We start from the raw sequence: 17,024 nt of genomic DNA, 5'->3' as shown, positions 1-17,024 counted from the left end.
ACGCCCACTAGTAGCGAGTGGGCGTTTATTAACAGTAAGTTGAGAAGCTAGACCTTAAAAGAAGTGATCTTTTGATCGAGCTCCTCTGCGTTTTGCTGCATCATCTCAGAGGTTTCGAGAAGTTCAGACACCACGGTTACTGAGGCTTCGACGAGCTCTCGAACATTAGTCAGGTTCTGGTTCATCTCTTCCGCCACGCTGCTTTGTTGGCCTGCCGCCGTTGCGATTTGGAAGTTCATATCATTGATTTGATTCACTTGACCCACAATACCATCCAGTTCACTGCCGGCATTAGTTACCAAATCAACCCCTTCTGCGGCCTCCACAACACTCTTTTCCATAAGCTCAACTGCAGAGTTCGCACTCGATTGTAGCTGAGAGATCATTTCTTGAATCTCGACTGTTGCTTGTTGGGTGCGTTGAGCAAGGTTACGAACTTCATCGGCAACCACCGCAAAACCTCGGCCTGCCTCTCCGGCACGCGCCGCTTCAATCGCCGCATTCAGAGCTAGTAAGTTAGTCTGTTCAGAGATACCTTGAATCGTTCCAACCACACTACCAATAGACCCAACACTGTCTTCCACATCATTCACCGCTTGCGCAGAAGCAGCGATGTCTTTAGAAAGCTCACTGATCTTAAGCACGGTATCTTGTACGAAACGTTGGCCAGTTTCGGCTTGGTTTGAAGCGTTTTCTGTCAGTGAAGAGGCGCTTTGTGCGTGGCCAGCAACAGTTTGAACCGTCGAGGTCATCTCACTCATCGCTGTCGCAAGCTGATCGATCTCATTGAACTCTTCTTGCGCGGACTCTTTCGTCTCTGACATGCTGATGGTCATCACTTCCGTTAAGCCCGCCAGTTCTTGAGATGCACTGATTTGCAGCTTGATCATATCTTGTAGCTGCTTTCGCGTTTTCTCTAGTTCACGCGCCACATCGCCATATTCATCTTTACACTGCATTTCAATTGGCATCGACAGGTTCTTGTCCGCCATTAGCTTAATAGAGTCACTTAAGTATTGTGTTTGGCGTAACATCACGCGTGCAGCGAACATCAGCAGTGCAACAAACACAACGATTAATATACCGGTTTGCCATACCACCTGGACGAGGTAGCTTTCATAATGTTCTTGGGCAATTTCAACGCTTTGAGTCGCGGCGAGAAGAGAGTCGTAAAAAGTACTCGCATCCCAAAGCTGCTTGCTGATAATCAGTAAGGTACTGAACACCATTAGCATGACCATCTTAGGAACAAGGCGAACATCGGTGATCACACGTTCCCAAGGTTTAAATGCCATTTTGGTCATCATTGGTTCTCCACTAAGTCTAATTTTGTATTTTCAGTGCTTTATAATAGAGTGATTGAAATTGATCGCTCACCCTCCCTGATTGCACTGATATTTATTTCGAGCCTCGTATGAATAGAGATAATACCAAAGACGATACTAAACCGATGAGCTTGTTATCACTAATCTTGTCATTCATGGCGTTATTTGTGATCTCGGGCCTGCTGTTTTTTCCCTTGAAGCCAGAAACTCGACAGGTTCTTATCGGCTTAGACTTTCTAATCTGTAGCATTTTTATCCTGCAACTGAGTGTAGATTTGATCCGGTCGACAAATAGAGTGCAATTTATGAAACGGCACTGGATCGATTTTCTCGCTAGCTTGCCAATGATCGAACCTCTGCGTTATGCGCGACTGTTTTCAATTCTCAGAGTCATCTTAGTGATCCGTTCCAGTCGTAGCGTTTTCAAACAGTTATTGAAGAACAAACACGAAACGACGCTGGCTTCGATATTGCTGTTAATGGTGATCCTCATAACCATTGGTTCCAGTATGATGCTATTTATTGAAGGCCACTCACCGAACGCTAATATCAAAGACGGCGGAGACGCCATGTGGTGGGCGTTAGTAACAATCTCAACCGTAGGTTACGGTGATCATTACCCAGTGACCGATGGCGGAAGAATTCTTGCAGCAGGTTTGATTGTCTGTGGTGTTGGCTTATTCGGTATGATCTCAGGCTTAGTCACTTCAATGATCACCTCGCCATCCAAATCGCAAACCTCTCGCTCAGTCAACAAAGAACGCTTGCTGCTTGAGTTGGTCGAAAAGCAAGATGAGATACTTAGACGTTTGGATAAAATAGAGCAGCAACAAAAACGGGAACCTTAAGGCTCCCGTTTTACATCGCTTATTAATCTTGCCAATAAGGTTCGGCTTCAATGCAGATCACTCTCGTCTGTTCCATCGCATGTAGAATGGAACTTTCTTGGCGAGATAACCAACGCTCTAGCTGCTCGCGCTCTTCGCCTTCAAGTTTTTCCACTAACTTTTGCAAAGTACGTAGCTTTAATAAGTCATCAATGCCGTGGAGCAAATCACTCCATGGTAATCGGAAACTATTACGCTCTTCGGTATCGAACAAGCTTGCAAAGCTCACCCCAGTGTAGAGGTTACGCATCAAGCGATATTGTTGGTCGATATAATCTTGGCTTGTTAAGTTGCGTTCTGGCGGAAAAGCTTCCATTAACTCGGCCCAAGTACGATCAAGCTGCTTAACAGAAAAGTACTCAATATTCAGTGCCATTTTTTCACGAGACTTGTCATCAAGGAATGGCTGCCAGCCTCGGGTCAAAATCCAGCGACTCAAATCTAATAATAACCCGGTATAGCGAGCACTATTTAGCAGTTCAAGTAGCTCTTCTCGACTTGGCAGTTGCTCTTGGACTTGCTTCAGCTCTGCAACCAAAAACTTACGAGCATCCAGCTTACGCAGCGCGTGGCCTTTATCATCAAGTAGGTCTTCTAGATAGTCGTAATCATTTAACCACTCTAGTGTTTGCTCTAACCACTTTAGTTCTTGGCGCTGAATCGCACTTGCTCGGCGAGGTACAACACCGCCATATACGGTTAAGACCTGACGAATAAAGCTGATAGAGTTTTTGATTTCGTGCAGTGCTTCAATTGACTCACGCTCTGAATATATTTGCTCATGGTAGTGCCAATGAGATAGTGCATGCTCTAGCGAGTTAATAAAGCAAGACTCAACCGTATCACGCTTATCAGTATTCATAAGAGCCAAAGGCTTCACGGAATCACCTTGATAGCCAGCGGCTAAGCGATAACCTTTTGCCGCTTTACTTAAGTTACCCAATCGCATGCCGCCAAATTCACAGAAGCTACGAGCAAGCGTAAACAGCGCATCAGTTTGGCCAGATTTTAGCTCCAACTCAACTTCACAGATTGGGTCTTCTTTGCCATTAGCTTCTACTTTACCTTGATCGAAAGCGACTTCGACTTGGCTGCCATCTGCCATACACACCAACCACTGCTCACGAGTAAAATTGGTAGAAAATAGCGGCACAAGCTCAGATTGAAGCTGTGAAGGCTGTTTGCCTGTCGGCCAAATGTCAGCAGGGTGCAAACTTAAGTCAGGGTCATTGCTTGTGTGTTCAGCGTTAAATTCTGGTCGTTGGTGCAATCCAGCAACCACTCGTCCAGACGTTTTCACAGTTTGGACGAATACGTCATCAAAACGACGAATACGCATGCCTATGTCATGTTGACGCAACCAGTTATCCGGCGTATCAAAATAGGTATTGCCTAACTCACGACAGCTGTGCTGAAGGACTTTGGTTTCAGATATTTTTTGACGTAAAGTCTCTGAAAAATCAGGAGAAACAAAAAACTTCAGTTCTATCTCGGTTTCCATAGTTGTACCTTTCAAAGCAGATAGGGACAGGATATTGCCTATTTTCTTACTCGGCAAGAAAGAAATATCGCCGGAATGATGATCTAAAACAGTTTTAATGAGTGATTTAATGCGTTAACATGCGCGCCTTTATAGCCATCGCTCAACATTTCGCCTTAACTGGTGTATGTTATTTTTAGGTTATATTAATTAGGTTGAACGACCATGCCAGTAAATACAATTATGGGGTTATTTGCAAAGTCCCCTATTAAACCTTTGCAACGCCACGTCGTGTGTGTGAACGAATGTTGTTCTCACCTAATCAACTTCTTTGAAGTAAGTTCAAAGGGTGATTGGGAGAAAGCATCTGAAATTCGTGCACAAATTTCTCACCTAGAGAAAGAAGCCGACGTTTTAAAGCGCGAAATTCGTCTTAAACTTCCTCGCGGTTTGTTTATGCCTGTTGACCGTAGCGATATGCTGGAGCTACTGACACAGCAAGACAAACTGGCAAACCTAGCAAAAGATATTGCTGGTCGTGTTTACGGCCGTCAATTGATGATTCCTGAGCCTCTTCAAGAAAACTTTATTGCGTATGTGAAGCGTTGTCTTGACGCTGCGAATCAAGCGCAAAAAGTAATCAATGAGCTCGACGAGTTATTGGAAACTGGATTTAAAGGCCGTGAAGTAACACTTGTGGCTGAAATGATCCACCAACTAGACGTAATCGAAGATGACACCGATGCAATGCAAATTGAACTTCGTCAACAATTGATGGAGCTCGAGCAGGATATGAATCCTATCGATGTGATGTTCCTTTACAAAATTTTAGAATGGGTAGGTGGCATAGCTGACCAAGCGCAACGTGTAGGCGCGCGTCTAGAGCTAATGCTGTCTCGCTCATAAATCATAAGTTAACCAAATAACGAAGAGCATCTTAATTGCACTCCCCTGCTAGGCGATAAATATTGACGCGCCGAAGGGGCTTTGTCGTGCCTAATTTGCTCCGCTTGTTATCAACAACTAGGTATTACGATGGATATCCTTGCGAACTACGGCACTGTCCTGATTCTTATTGCAGCAGCTTTCGGTTTTCTGATGGCGATCGGTATTGGCGCGAACGATGTAGCCAATGCGATGGGTACATCAGTAGGTTCTAAAGCATTAACCGTGAAACAAGCGATCATTATCGCAATGATCTTTGAATTTGCGGGTGCATACCTTGCAGGCGGTGAAGTAACCGACACTATCCGTAAAGGCGTAATCGAAACGTCACTCTTTGCTTCTCAACCAGATGTTCTTGTCTACGGCATGATGTCAGCGCTTCTTGCTGCTGGTACATGGCTACTACTTGCATCTTACATGGGCTGGCCAGTATCAACCACTCACTCTATTATCGGTGCGATCATCGGTTTTGCGTGTGTGTCTGTCGGTACTGAAGCAGTGGACTGGGGCTCAGTTCAAGGCATTGTCGGTAGCTGGATTATTACTCCTGTTATCTCTGGTTTCTTTGCTTACGTTATCTTTGTCAGCGCACAACGCCTGATCTTTGATACTGAAAAGCCACTGTTCAACGCAAAACGCTTCGTACCTGTGTACATGTTCATCACGACTATGGTGATTGCACTTGTTACTATCAAGAAAGGTCTTAAGCACGTTGGTCTACACCTTTCTAACGGTGAAGCATGGATGTGGGCAGCAGCGGTTTCAGCATTAGTTATGGCTGGCGGTTACTTCTATATTCAGAAGAAATTTGCAAGTCGCGAAGATGACCACGGTTTTGCCGGCGTTGAGGGTATCTTCAGTGTCCTAATGGTTATCACTGCGTGTGCGATGGCATTTGCCCACGGTTCAAACGACGTTGCTAACGCGATTGGTCCACTATCTGCTGTTGTTTCAACGGTTGAGCACATGGGTGAAATTACCGGTAAGAGCACAATTGCTTGGTGGATTCTTCCTCTAGGTGGTTTTGGTATTGTTGTTGGTCTAGCAACTCTAGGTCATAAAGTAATGGCAACGGTTGGTACAGGTATTACTGAGCTAACACCAAGCCGTGGCTTTGCCGCACAGCTTGCAACAGCATGTACTGTTGTTCTAGCATCTGGCACTGGTCTACCTATCTCAACAACTCAGACTCTTGTTGGTGCGGTATTAGGTGTTGGTTTTGCTCGTGGTATTGCAGCACTTAACCTAGGCGTAGTACGTAACATCGTTGCTTCTTGGATTGTTACTCTACCAGCAGGCGCACTGCTTGCAGTAGTGTTCTTCTACGGCATTCAGGCGATGTTCGCTTAAGTCATCCGTCAGTGATGTGTTAACACACTGTCATTATTGACTCAAATACACAGAAAGGGAGGCTAAGCCTCCCTTCTTTGTTGCAGTAGACAAAGAAACTACTTACTATTTCGGATTAGCAAGAAATAGACAATAAGACTGTTAAAGGATTTACCGTGAAAAAACTGGTTTTCTTGGTTTTGGCTACCTTAGTCGCCGCTCCAACGGCACTGGCTCAAGACCGCTACATTGCTGATAAGTTATTTACTTACATGCACTCTGGCCCAAACAACCAATACCGTATTATCGGAAGCATTGATGCAGGTGATAAAGTCAGACTTCTTTCTACGAATAAAGAATCAGGTTACAGCCAAATTCAAGATGCTCGTGGCCGCAAAGGTTGGGTCGAAAGCAAATTTGTCACTAGCCAAGAAAGCATGGCGCTGCGCCTACCAAAGCTCGAAAAAGAGCTAGCGGAAACCAAAGAGAAGTTAGCTAATGCTCGCTCAACCTCTGATCAAGAGAAAGCAGGTCTAGTTGAATCTCTTGCTACTCGTAACCGCCAAATCTCTGAGCTAGAACAAGGCTACAGCGATATGAGCCAGCAGCTGTCTTCAGCTCAAGAAGAAGTACGTAGCTTACGCGCTAAGCTGGATACACAAAAAGATGATCTACTGCTTAAGTACTTTATGTATGGTGGCGGTGTCGCGGGTCTAGGCCTACTATTTGGTTTGATTCTGCCTCACATTGTGCCACGTAAAAAACGTTCACCGTCAGGTTGGGCGTAAGCACAAATGAATAATAAAAAAGGTCGCTGCTGCGACCTTTTTTGTACCTGGGTTACCCTTTCCAATCGTAAAGAGCAGGGACTTCAATCAACTCGCCATCAAAGCGAATCTGACAGCTTTGCTGCTCTATCGCTTCTAGCTTTATACGGTCACTGATCCAATCGCCTTCTTCGTATTCAACCCCATTAACTTTCACCCAACGTTTCGTCGGGTTACTAGAATAAACGTGAGTCTGGAAGTTCAAAGCAGGTAGCTTGCCATACCACTTCTCACTCTGCTGAGCTAAATCAGACAGTGCACTATTAGATTCTGTATTAAGGCGCGACTGCTCATTGCCTAGCGCGCTTTCTACACGCAAAGCCAGTTCAGGTGATAAACCAGAGAGATCCAATTGGTCAAGAAACGGTTCTGAAGAACTCTCAGGCATAGGTTCTATCGCTGGTTCCTCCACTGCAGACTTGGTAACCTGAGCCACTACCGGCGCTTGTGACGTCTCAGCATACGGCATATCCAAGTCAGAGGTCGAAGTAAGATGGTCAAACTCAGGGTACGGCAGCTCTCTATACTCAAAAGGCACCTCTTGAGTCACCACTTGCGCTTGGTTCGTTGACAGCCATTGTAAACGCTTGTCTTGATAGCTTTGGTAACCACTCCAAGCTGCAGTTAATACAGCAGGTACCGCAATCAGGACCGCAATCGCCATTTTACTCGCCTTGGCCGGAGCAGATGCCATCGTTTGAGGTGAATAAAAAGGAGTATGGATAGATGCCTGATGGTTTTGTTCTGACACATCCAGAGCATTCAATACCTTAGACATTATGCTTGCTCCTTAGCTAAGTGAAGTGAAGGCGCATCTTCACGAGCGACTTTTTCCAATCGACGCAGCGTATTCTTGCCCGCGATACCATCAACTGACAATCCTTGCCAGCGTTGGAACAGTTTCACTTTTTCTTTCAGCACTTGGTCATATACATCGCTTTGCGCCAAAGGCTCACCAAGTACATGAGATAGATGACGATCCAGTAAGCTCACCGCTTCCCCTTGCATACCTGGCTTTAAGGAGATGTTCCAATAGTGACGCCAAATCTGATGATACTCGCCTTTCCAGAGTGGCGTCAGAAACTCAAGAGGTAGCTCAATATTTTCATTCCCTACCAATAATTGAGCGCTCTGTTCATTCAAATGATGTAAGACGGCATAGCTCTCAATACCATCACTTTTTAGCGTCAATAACACGGGAGCATTGCCTAGACGTATATCCTGCAAACTTCCATTGAGCTTCTCACAACTGACTGCACTTTCACTCTCTTTTAAACAAAGCTTGTCCAATACCGAAGGTTGAAACCCCCATACCTTGTATAGCTCACCGATACCTTGCTCAAGGTCTGTCGACAATGAAAGCTGACTCTTCAAAGACTCAGGCATGACCTGCTGCTCTACTATAGTCTCGATTTTTGGTGGGAACTGCTGCGCTAACTGAGCATCAATGTGTTCACTAATCAAAGTCGGTGTAAACACATAACTCAAAGCCGCAACAGTAACTCCGATTACAGAGGCAAGCGCATACACCAAATAGGCTGGCTTAGGTGATACTTGAACTTGAGGGGGCTGGAATGAGGTTTGAAAGCTCATCACCTCCTGACATGCCACTTGAATTGAAGCATGGCTCACTGGTTTTTCACCAACACTGTAAGCTTGCTTAAAGGCGGCATCACAGACTAAGTTTATAAGGCGAGGAATGCCTAATGTCTGTGTCGCAATATACTTAAGTGACTTATTGGAAAGCATGTTACTTTCGCCACCAGCAAAATCTAGTCGATAACGGATGTACTGTGCCACTTCTTGGTCATTGAGTGGAAGTAAATGATATCGGCCAGTTATGCGCTGAGCCAGCTGACGAAGCTGGGGCATTTGGAGCTTCTGTTGCAGTTCAGGCTGACCGATAAGAAGTACTTTGAGCAGCTTTTGACTTTCTGTTTCTAGATTAGTCAGTAACCGAAGCTGCTCCAACACTTCAGCTGAAAGATGCTGAGCTTCATCAATCACCAACAAGGTTTGAATCCCATTGGCATAACTATCAAGTAAGAACTGATAAATAGTCTGATTTAGCTGCTTAAGCGAAGCATCTTGCGGGTAGTCGAGTGCGAACTCATCACAAATGGCTTCAAGCAGTTCACAATTAGAGAAGGTCGGATTGAGGATTAATCCAGCTTGAATGTTATCGTCTAGTGAGCGTAGCATGGCTCTTGCCACAGTCGTTTTGCCAGTACCTACTTCTCCAGTAAGCATCGCAAATCCGCCACCTTCGCCAAGGCCAGCTTTTAATCGTACCATCGCCTCTTTATGGCGCTGACTTTGAAAAAGAAAACGAGAATTCGGAACGATGGAAAATGGCAGCTCCGTAAATCCAAAATATTGCTTATACATACTTCTCGTCTCTGGGAATTTAGTGATAAGAAAAGTACCATTGCAGGCATTAATAGCCAATGGCAATGTGAAGAAATGAGAGAGAATCAAGTGCAAAGATACCTTGTTGGCGGCGCAGTTCGCGATCAACTGCTAAGTATTGATGTCTATGACAGAGACTGGGTAGTGGTCGGCGCGACGCCAGAAGAACTCATTCAGCAAGGATATACGGCTGTCGGTAAAGACTTTCCGGTTTTTCTTCACCCTAAAAGTAAAGAAGAACACGCACTGGCTCGTACTGAAAGAAAAACAGGCTCTGGTTACACAGGCTTTGAGTGCTACTTTGCTCCCGATGTTACTTTAGAAGAGGATCTGCAAAGACGTGATTTAACCATCAACGCTATGGCACAAGATTCTAGTGGTAAGATTATTGACCCTTACCATGGTCAAAGCGATCTTAATGATCGAGTGTTACGTCATGTATCTGACGCTTTCACCGAAGATCCGCTGCGTGTTCTAAGAGTGGCAAGATTCGCAGCAAAACTGCACCATTTAGGATTTAGTATTGCGCCTGAAACCATCGAGTTGATGCGTACGATTGCCCACTCGGGTGAATTGAATCACCTAACTGCTGAGCGTGTTTGGCAAGAGTGGCACAAATCCTTGTTAACACCGAATCCAGAAGTCTTTCTCTCAGTACTAAAAAAGTGTGATGCCTTAAAAGTTGTTTTGCCCGAGATTGATGCGTTGTTTGGTGTACCTCAGCCAGAGCAGTGGCACCCTGAGGTTGACACGGGAATCCACACTTTAATGGTCGCACAGCAAGCTGCAATGCTTAGCCCATCTCTTCCCGTTCGCTTTGCGTCGCAAGTGCATGACTTAGGCAAAGGTATTACTCCAGAGTCTGAATGGCCAAGTCATAAGTTGCACTGCCATACTGGTCTTAAACTGATTAAGTCTCTGTGTGAGCGTATTCGTGTTCCGAATGAGTTTCGAGATTTGGCGCTAATGGTTTGTGAGCAGCACTCAAATATCCACAGAGCAGCGGAGCTACGCCCAGAAACCAAACTTAAGGTATTAAACAAGTTCGATGTATGGCGTAAACCTGAACGCTTAGAAGAGATCCTGCTGTGCTGTATGGCAGATAGCCGAGGCCGAACTGGCTTTGAAGATATTGATTACCCTCAGATGGAACTCTTCCAAAATGCCTATCAAGCCGCGCTGGCAGTGAATGTTCAAGACATAATCAAAGATGGCTTTAAAGGGGCAGATATTCGTGTAGAGATGGAAAAGCGTCGTGTTGAGGCTATTCGGGGAGCTTAAAGGGACTCCCTACTCTCTCCTTCACAGCTCTACGGTATGACAGATACAAAAACGCCCCCGAAATCGGAGGCGTTTTTTAAAGCTTTAAGCTAATAATTCGCTTGGAATTATTGACCTTTAACTTCTTTAAGACCGTTGAAAGGAGCGCGCTCACCTAGAGCTTCCTCGATACGGATAAGTTGGTTGTACTTAGCTACACGGTCAGAACGGCTCATAGAACCAGTCTTGATTTGACCTGCAGCAGTACCTACCGCTAGATCAGCGATAGTTGCATCTTCAGTTTCGCCAGAACGGTGAGAGATTACAGCTGTGTAACCTGCGTCTTTAGCCATCTTGATTGCAGCTAGAGTCTCAGTTAGAGAACCGATTTGGTTGAACTTGATAAGGATAGAGTTAGCTACGCTTTTCTCGATACCTTCAGCAAGAATCTTAGTGTTAGTAACGAATAGATCGTCACCTACTAGTTGAAGCTTGTCACCTAGTAGTTCAGTTTGGTGCTTGAAGCCAGCCCAATCAGACTCGTCTAGACCATCTTCGATAGAAACGATTGGGAATTGGTTAGCTAGCTCAGCTAGGTAGTGGTTAAACTCTTCAGAAGTGAAAGTTTTACCTTCGCCTTTCATGTTGTAGATGCCAGCTTCTTTGTCGAAGAACTCAGATGCAGCACAGTCCATAGCTAGAGTAACGTCTTTACCTAGTTCGTAACCAGCAGCTGCAACAGCTTCTGCGATAACTTCTAGAGCTTCAGCGTTAGACTTAAGGTTAGGAGCGAAACCACCTTCGTCACCAACTGCAGTGCTGTAGCCTTTAGACTTAAGAACTTTAGCTAGGTTGTGGAATACTTCAGCACCAATACGTAGACCTTCTTTAAGAGTCTTAGCACCAACTGGTTGGATCATGAACTCTTGGATGTCAACGTTGTTGTCTGCGTGCTCACCACCGTTGATGATGTTCATCATTGGTAGAGGCATAGAGAACTGACCAGCAGTACCGTTTAGTTCAGCAATGTGCTCGTATAGAGGCATGCCTTTAGCCGCTGCAGCGGCTTTAGCGTTTGCTAGAGATACAGCTAGGATTGCGTTAGCACCGAACTTAGACTTGTTTTCAGTACCGTCTAGGTCGATCATTACTGCGTCGATTGCAGCTTGGTCTTTAGCGTCTTTACCAACTAGAGCTTCAGCGATTTCGCCGTTTACAGCTTCAACAGCTTTAAGAACACCTTTACCTAGGAAACGAGCTTTGTCGCCGTCACGTAGCTCAAGAGCTTCACGTGAACCAGTTGATGCGCCAGATGGAGCAGCAGCCATACCTACGAAACCGCCTTCTAGGTGTACTTCAGCTTCTACAGTTGGGTTACCACGTGAATCGATGATTTCACGACCTAGAACTTTAACGATCTTAGACATTGAATGTTTCCTTCTCGTTGAATATATAATGTCAAAATTAAAGGTAGCAGCACAACTTAAGCTACTACCTGTATCCTTACCTTACTTCTCGAATTCGCCGCGTTGGTATTCACCAGCCGCTTTTACGAAACCTGCAAATAGTGGGTGACCATCGCGAGGTGTCGAAGTGAACTCTGGGTGGAACTGAGCCGCTACAAACCATGGGTGAGCTGGGTTCTCAATTACTTCAACCAATTTCTTGTCAGCAGATAGACCTGAAACTTTTAGGCCAGCTTTTTCGATCTGCGGACGAAGATTGTTGTTCACTTCGTAACGGTGACGGTGACGTTCGTGGATCGTCGCGCTACCGTATAGTTCACGTGCTTTCGTGCCTTTTTCAAGGTGACACAGCTGTGAACCAAGACGCATAGTACCACCTAGGTCAGACTTTTCAGTACGTTCTTCAACTTTACCTTCGCCATCAACCCATTCAGTAATTAGACCAACTACTGGGTACTTAGTATCTTTATTAAATTCTGTAGAGTGAGCACCTTCCATACCCGCAACGTTACGCGCGTATTCAATCAGTGCTACTTGCATACCTAGACAAATACCTAGGTAAGGTACGTTGTTTTCGCGAGCGTATTTTGCAGCAAGAATCTTGCCTTCAACACCACGATCACCGAAACCACCAGGAACAAGAATAGCGTCTAGACCTTCTAGTGCTTCTTCACCTTTTGTTTCTACATCTTGTGAGTCAACGTACTTAATTTTCACGCTTAGACGGTTCTTAAGACCTGCGTGTTTTAGTGCTTCGTTTACTGATTTGTAAGCATCTGGAAGTTCGATGTACTTACCGACCATACCGATAGTCACTTCAGCTGTTGGATTTGCTTCTTCATAGATAACCTGTTCCCATTCAGAAAGGTTAGCTTCTGGAGCATCAATGCCGAAACGAGCACATACAAGATCATCAAGACCTTGAGCTTTGATAAGTTGAGGGATCTTGTAGATTGAATCTACGTCCTTCATTGAGATAACTGCTTTTTCTTGAACGTTACAGAAAAGAGCAATCTTCTTACGCTCATTCGCAGGGATCATACGATCGCTGCGACAAACTAGAATGTCAGGCTGGATACCGATAGATAGCAGCTCTTTTACTGAGTGTTGCGTTGGCTTAGTTTTTACTTCGCCCGCAGCTGCTAGGTAAGGAACTAGAGTCAGGTGCATGAACATAGCGCGCTCGCGGCCAAGTTCTACAGCTAGCTGACGGATAGCTTCCATAAATGGTAGAGATTCGATATCACCGACTGTACCGCCAACTTCAACGATAGCAACATCGTGGCCTTCAGAACCAGCGATTACGCGATCTTTGATAGCGTTAGTGATGTGAGGGATTACCTGAATGGTTGCACCTAGGTAGTCACCACGACGCTCTTTACGTAGAACGTCAGCGTAAACACGACCTGCAGTGAAGTTGTTGCGCTTAGTCATCTTGGTGCGAATGAAACGCTCATAGTGACCAAGGTCAAGGTCAGTTTCAGCGCCATCTTCCGTGACAAACACTTCACCATGTTGAGTTGGGCTCATTGTGCCTGGGTCAACGTTGATGTAAGGGTCAAGCTTCATCATAGTCACTTTAAGACCACGAGCTTCTAAAATAGCCGCAAGAGATGCTGCTGCAATACCTTTACCTAGAGAGGATACAACCCCGCCAGTAACAAAAATGTAATTTGTCGTCATGTTTAACCTGAAATTGGTTGAATGAGGGAAAATGGATTTCTTCTGGACGGGATATAAATATACCAGAACCCCTTTTCCGCTACAACGTGAAATCTATCACACTGCAATTTTTTATTTTTTGCTTCAAATCAAATTCGAAGCGAGCATTACTTCACAGAAGAATTGTGAGCTTCGTTCGCTTTGACTTGATCCCAAAGCGCATCTAGCTGCTCTAGATCAAAATCCATCAATTGTTTACCTTGCTCTGCCACCAGCGCCTCAACCCCTTTAAATCGGCGCGCAAACTTGAGGTTCGCTTTACTGAGTGCGACTTCTGGATCTTTACCCAAGTGGCGAGCAAAATTTACGGTAGCAAACAACAGGTCCCCTAACTCTAATTCGACTTTATCTTCATCGACTTCCACTTGAAGAACTTCTTCCATCACCTCTTCAATTTCTTCTTGAACCTTACCAATAACCGGACCAATAGTGTCCCAATCAAAACCAAATTTAGCACACTTTTTCTGCATTTTTGTAGCACGAGAAAGCGCAGGTAGAGAAACTGGTATTGAGTCTAGAATACTTTGTTCTTTTTTACCTACTTCTGCTTTTTCTTTGGCTTTTTCCGCTTCCCAATTGGCATTTATTTGCTCATCGTTCTCAAATTCGACATCAGAAAACACATGAGGATGACGTCGGGTGAGCTTTTCATTCACCGTTTCAACCACCTCAGAAAAGTCGAATAATTGCTGCTCTTCCGCCAACTGACTATAGAAGATCACTTGGAATAATAAATCACCAAGCTCTTCCTTTAGATTTGGCCAATCACGATTTTGGATGGCATCTACAACTTCATAAGTTTCTTCAATCGTATGTGGAACGATGGTGTCAAAGCTCTGCTTTAGATCCCAAGGGCAGCCACTTTCTGGATCGCGCAGCTTCGCCATGATTTGTTCTAACTGTTCAATTGGATGGCTCATTTTCTGTTCCTTAACCCTTTCTATCTAAAGAAAAAGGTGAGCAGCCAAAACCACTCACCTTTAATTTGTTTTCTAACTGTTTTTACTAAGTAGTTGGTTCTTCTGGCAAGGCAGCAAACTTATGAGCCCCATGAGCATAGCTTGTCTATGAGATTGGGCGATATAAGTGCAGCTAACGCCGCTAGAAAGCCAAATACGACGTAAAAATTAGCCTAAGCGTTTCACCGACATCACATCCTTGATCTGCTCAACACGTTTCGAAACGCGAGAGAACACTTCTAGGTTGGTGACTTCCAAATCAAAGTCCATGATCGAGAGCTGTTTACGATAATCAACACGGCTCTTCATGCTGGTCACTTTGATTTTTTCGTTGGCAAACAGCGTGGTGATATCTTTAAGCAAACCACTGCGTTCCATTGCTTCAACACGCACCGTCAGAATATATGAGCCAACAAAACCACTGCCCCAAACCGTATCAATGATACGCTCTGCAGCATGATGGCGAAGCTCTTCTAACTGCTCACAATCCGCTCTGTGCACAGAAATGCCACGACCTTGCGTTATATAACCAGCGATTTCGTCACCTGGGATAGGCTGACAACAGCGTGCTAGGTGAGTCATGAGATTATCAACACCTTCAACCACTACGGCATCTTTCTTAGGACGACTTAGTGCTGGCGCTTTATTCTCCGCTTCTTGCAGCTTTTCAAGCGCTTGCTTGTCTTCCTCTTCCGCTGTTGGTTTATTTACTAACGCGTTGATGTGGTTGATGATCTGGTTAATACGCAAATCACCGCTACCCACACCAACATACAGTTCATCTGGCGTGTTCATGTTGAAACGCTTAAGACCATACTGCTCGGCATCCTTCAGCGTAGCGCCAATCTTAGACAGCTCTTGCTCTAAGATTTCACGTCCTGCTTCAAGGTTTTTCTCACGGCTCTGCTTGCGGAACCAAGCGTTAATTTTCGCGCGAGCACGGCCTGATGTGACAAAGCCCGTCGATGGGTTTAACCAATCACGTGATGGGTTTGGCTCTTTCTGAGTGATGATCTCGACTTGATCGCCCATTTGTAGCTTGTGGGTAAATGGAACGATACGCCCTGCTACTTTAGCGCCAATACAGCGGTGACCGACCATAGAGTGGATATGGTAAGCAAAATCGAGCGGAGTCGCTCCCATTGGTAAGTCAACCACATCACCACGCGGTGTAAAGGCATAGACACGATCATCAAAAACTTGGCTACGAACTTCATCTAGCATTTCGCCAGAATCCGACATCTCTTCTTGCCAGTCTAGAAGCTTACGCAACCAGGTAATTTTTTCGTCATAACCGCTACGACCGCTGCCACCTTCTTTGTACTTCCAGTGTGCAGCGACACCAAGCTCCGAGTCTTCGTGCATGTCTTTAGTACGAATCTGGATTTCTATCGTTTTGCCTTCAGGGCCTAGAATCACAGTGTGAATCGATTGATAACCATTAGGCTTCGGGTTTGCGACATAGTCATCAAACTCACTTGGCAGGTGCTTATATTTGGTGTGCACCATACCGAGTGCTGCATAACAGTCTTGTAGCTTGTCAGCGATGATACGTACCGCTCGAACATCGAAAAGCTCGTCAAAAGCTAAGCTCTTCTTCTGCATTTTGCGCCAAATGCTGTAGATGTGTTTTGGACGACCGCTCACTTCTGCGTTGATACCGGAAGCAGACATCTCTTGAGAAAGGTCATCGACAAAATCTGTAATGTACTGCTCGCGAACAATGCGTCGCTCAGAAAGTTGTTTTGCGATCTGTTTGTACGTATCTGGTTGCTGGTAGCGGAATGCGTAATCTTCGATTTCCCACTTAAGCTGACCAATACCAAGGCGGTTCGCTAAAGGTGCGTAAATATTGGCACACTCTTTCGCCGCCGCTTGACGGACTTCGTCTGGTGCTTTTTTTACTTCGACTAGGTTTGCGATGCGCTCTGCCAGCTTGATAATCACGCAGCGAAAATCATCCACCATCGCCAACAACATGCGACGTACATTATCTACCTGAGTCGATGCGGCGCTGCCTTCCATGGTGACATTGAGTTGTCCCAATGCTGCCATTTCTTCCACGCCATCAATGAGTTTGACCGTTTCTTTGCCAAAATCTTCTTCAAACTGTTCACGAGCGTAAGCCCCACTCGAAACAAGAGGGAAAAGCAACGCTGCTACCAGCGTCGCTTTATCCATAGAAAGAGTAATTAGGATTTCAATCATCTCTCGACCGCGCCACAACAGAAGTGCGCCATCATCATGATTTTGTAGTGTGGTCTCGCAATGGCGATACACCTCTTTAAGGCGTTTTGCTATTGCGGCGTCTTGCCCCAAGCTAGAAATCCACTTATCTAGCTCAAACTGTTCGTCTTGGTTCAAATGTGCGCTTCTTACCGCAACCATCGTTTTCGTCCTAGTTCTTTATTTTTA

The 17,024-nt window shown here is 45.2% G+C and carries 13 protein-coding genes; 5 read left to right on the top strand and 8 right to left on the bottom strand.

Features of this window, described 5'->3' with window-relative positions; translation table 11 throughout:
- Positions 1 to 47: 47 nt before the first annotated feature.
- Positions 48 to 1,304, bottom strand: coding sequence for a methyl-accepting chemotaxis protein (locus GVO60_RS13645; protein ID WP_159655379.1), 1,257 nt, complete (start codon positions 1,302 to 1,304; stop codon positions 48 to 50).
- A 110-nt stretch (positions 1,305 to 1,414) separates the two neighbouring features.
- Between GVO60_RS13645 and GVO60_RS13640 the strand changes: the two genes are divergently transcribed.
- Entirely contained in the window at positions 1,415 to 2,173 is a 759-nt protein-coding gene (locus GVO60_RS13640) for a potassium channel family protein (RefSeq protein WP_159654942.1), read from the top strand.
- Between the two features lie 22 nt (positions 2,174 to 2,195).
- Here the strand turns inward: GVO60_RS13640 and GVO60_RS13635 are convergent, their stop codons facing one another.
- Positions 2,196 to 3,713 carry a CYTH and CHAD domain-containing protein gene (locus tag GVO60_RS13635; protein WP_159654940.1) on the bottom strand — a complete coding sequence of 506 codons (1,518 nt, stop codon included), beginning with the start codon at positions 3,711 to 3,713 and terminating at the stop codon, positions 2,196 to 2,198.
- A gap of 204 nt (positions 3,714 to 3,917) precedes the next feature.
- On the opposite strand from GVO60_RS13635, the gene GVO60_RS13630 reads away from it, so the two are divergent.
- The 3 genes from GVO60_RS13630 (at position 3,918) to GVO60_RS13620 (ending at position 6,754) form a co-directional block, all read left to right on the top strand.
- The gene (locus GVO60_RS13630) at positions 3,918 to 4,598 is read left to right on the top strand and encodes a TIGR00153 family protein (protein WP_159654938.1); all 681 of its coding nucleotides are present in this window, start codon (positions 3,918 to 3,920) and stop codon (positions 4,596 to 4,598) included.
- A gap of 129 nt (positions 4,599 to 4,727) precedes the next feature.
- Entirely contained in the window at positions 4,728 to 5,987 is a 1,260-nt protein-coding gene (locus GVO60_RS13625) for an inorganic phosphate transporter (protein ID WP_159654936.1), read from the top strand.
- A 155-nt stretch (positions 5,988 to 6,142) separates the two neighbouring features.
- A complete protein-coding gene (locus GVO60_RS13620; RefSeq protein WP_159654934.1) occupies positions 6,143 to 6,754 on the top strand; it encodes a TIGR04211 family SH3 domain-containing protein in 612 nt (203 codons plus the stop codon).
- Positions 6,755 to 6,806: 52 nt separating this feature from the next.
- On the opposite strand, the gene GVO60_RS13615 is transcribed toward GVO60_RS13620, so the two are convergent.
- A complete protein-coding gene (locus GVO60_RS13615; protein ID WP_159654932.1) occupies positions 6,807 to 7,571 on the bottom strand; it encodes a general secretion pathway protein GspB in 765 nt (254 codons plus the stop codon).
- Positions 7,571 to 9,181, bottom strand: a complete 1,611-nt coding sequence (locus GVO60_RS13610; RefSeq protein ID WP_159654930.1) for an ExeA family protein — start codon at positions 9,179 to 9,181, stop codon at positions 7,571 to 7,573. The genes GVO60_RS13615 and GVO60_RS13610 overlap by 1 nt, the downstream gene beginning before the upstream one ends.
- A 39-nt stretch (positions 9,182 to 9,220) precedes the next feature.
- Between GVO60_RS13610 and GVO60_RS13605 the strand changes: the two genes are divergently transcribed.
- Positions 9,221 to 10,483 carry a multifunctional CCA addition/repair protein gene (locus GVO60_RS13605; RefSeq protein ID WP_443098427.1) on the top strand — a complete coding sequence of 421 codons (1,263 nt, stop codon included), beginning with the start codon at positions 9,221 to 9,223 and terminating at the stop codon, positions 10,481 to 10,483.
- Positions 10,484 to 10,590: 107 nt separating this feature from the next.
- Here GVO60_RS13605 and eno read toward each other — a convergent pair whose 3' ends face one another.
- The 4 genes from eno to relA form a co-directional block, all read right to left on the bottom strand.
- A complete protein-coding gene (eno, locus tag GVO60_RS13600) occupies positions 10,591 to 11,889 on the bottom strand; it encodes a phosphopyruvate hydratase (protein ID WP_159654925.1) in 1,299 nt (432 codons plus the stop codon).
- Positions 11,890 to 11,970: 81 nt separating this feature from the next.
- Positions 11,971 to 13,611 (bottom strand): CTP synthase, encoded by a 1,641-nt coding sequence (gene pyrG / locus GVO60_RS13595; protein WP_159654923.1) that lies wholly within the window; start codon positions 13,609 to 13,611, stop codon positions 11,971 to 11,973.
- Between the two features lie 146 nt (positions 13,612 to 13,757).
- Positions 13,758 to 14,570, bottom strand: coding sequence for a nucleoside triphosphate pyrophosphohydrolase (gene mazG / locus GVO60_RS13590; RefSeq protein ID WP_159654921.1), 813 nt, complete (start codon positions 14,568 to 14,570; stop codon positions 13,758 to 13,760).
- A 207-nt stretch (positions 14,571 to 14,777) separates the two neighbouring features.
- Positions 14,778 to 16,997 carry a GTP diphosphokinase gene (relA, locus tag GVO60_RS13585; RefSeq protein WP_159654919.1) on the bottom strand — a complete coding sequence of 740 codons (2,220 nt, stop codon included), beginning with the start codon at positions 16,995 to 16,997 and terminating at the stop codon, positions 14,778 to 14,780.
- Positions 16,998 to 17,024 lie beyond the last annotated feature (27 nt).

Source organism: Vibrio atypicus (assembly GCF_009811315.1).
Lineage (GTDB): Bacteria > Pseudomonadota > Gammaproteobacteria > Enterobacterales > Vibrionaceae > Vibrio > Vibrio atypicus.
The sequence above is the reverse complement of the archived record's forward strand: the minus strand, read 5'-3'. Positions and strand labels throughout refer to the sequence as shown.

Excerpts from the sequence above, each read along its gene's own strand:
- GVO60_RS13645 (WP_159655379.1), bottom strand. The coding sequence starts at position 1,304 with ATGACCAAAATGGCATTTAAACCTTGGGAACGTGTGATCACCGATGTT.
- GVO60_RS13640 (WP_159654942.1), top strand. The coding sequence starts at position 1,415 with ATGAATAGAGATAATACCAAAGACGATACTAAACCGATGAGCTTGTTA.
- GVO60_RS13635 (WP_159654940.1), bottom strand. The coding sequence starts at position 3,713 with ATGGAAACCGAGATAGAACTGAAGTTTTTTGTTTCTCCTGATTTTTCA.
- GVO60_RS13630 (WP_159654938.1), top strand. The coding sequence starts at position 3,918 with ATGCCAGTAAATACAATTATGGGGTTATTTGCAAAGTCCCCTATTAAA.
- GVO60_RS13625 (WP_159654936.1), top strand. The coding sequence starts at position 4,728 with ATGGATATCCTTGCGAACTACGGCACTGTCCTGATTCTTATTGCAGCA.
- GVO60_RS13615 (WP_159654932.1), bottom strand. The coding sequence starts at position 7,571 with ATGTCTAAGGTATTGAATGCTCTGGATGTGTCAGAACAAAACCATCAG.
- GVO60_RS13610 (WP_159654930.1), bottom strand. The coding sequence starts at position 9,181 with ATGTATAAGCAATATTTTGGATTTACGGAGCTGCCATTTTCCATCGTT.
- eno (WP_159654925.1), bottom strand. The coding sequence starts at position 11,889 with ATGTCTAAGATCGTTAAAGTTCTAGGTCGTGAAATCATCGATTCACGT.
- pyrG (WP_159654923.1), bottom strand. The coding sequence starts at position 13,611 with ATGACGACAAATTACATTTTTGTTACTGGCGGGGTTGTATCCTCTCTA.
- mazG (WP_159654921.1), bottom strand. The coding sequence starts at position 14,570 with ATGAGCCATCCAATTGAACAGTTAGAACAAATCATGGCGAAGCTGCGC.
- relA (WP_159654919.1), bottom strand. The coding sequence starts at position 16,997 with ATGGTTGCGGTAAGAAGCGCACATTTGAACCAAGACGAACAGTTTGAG.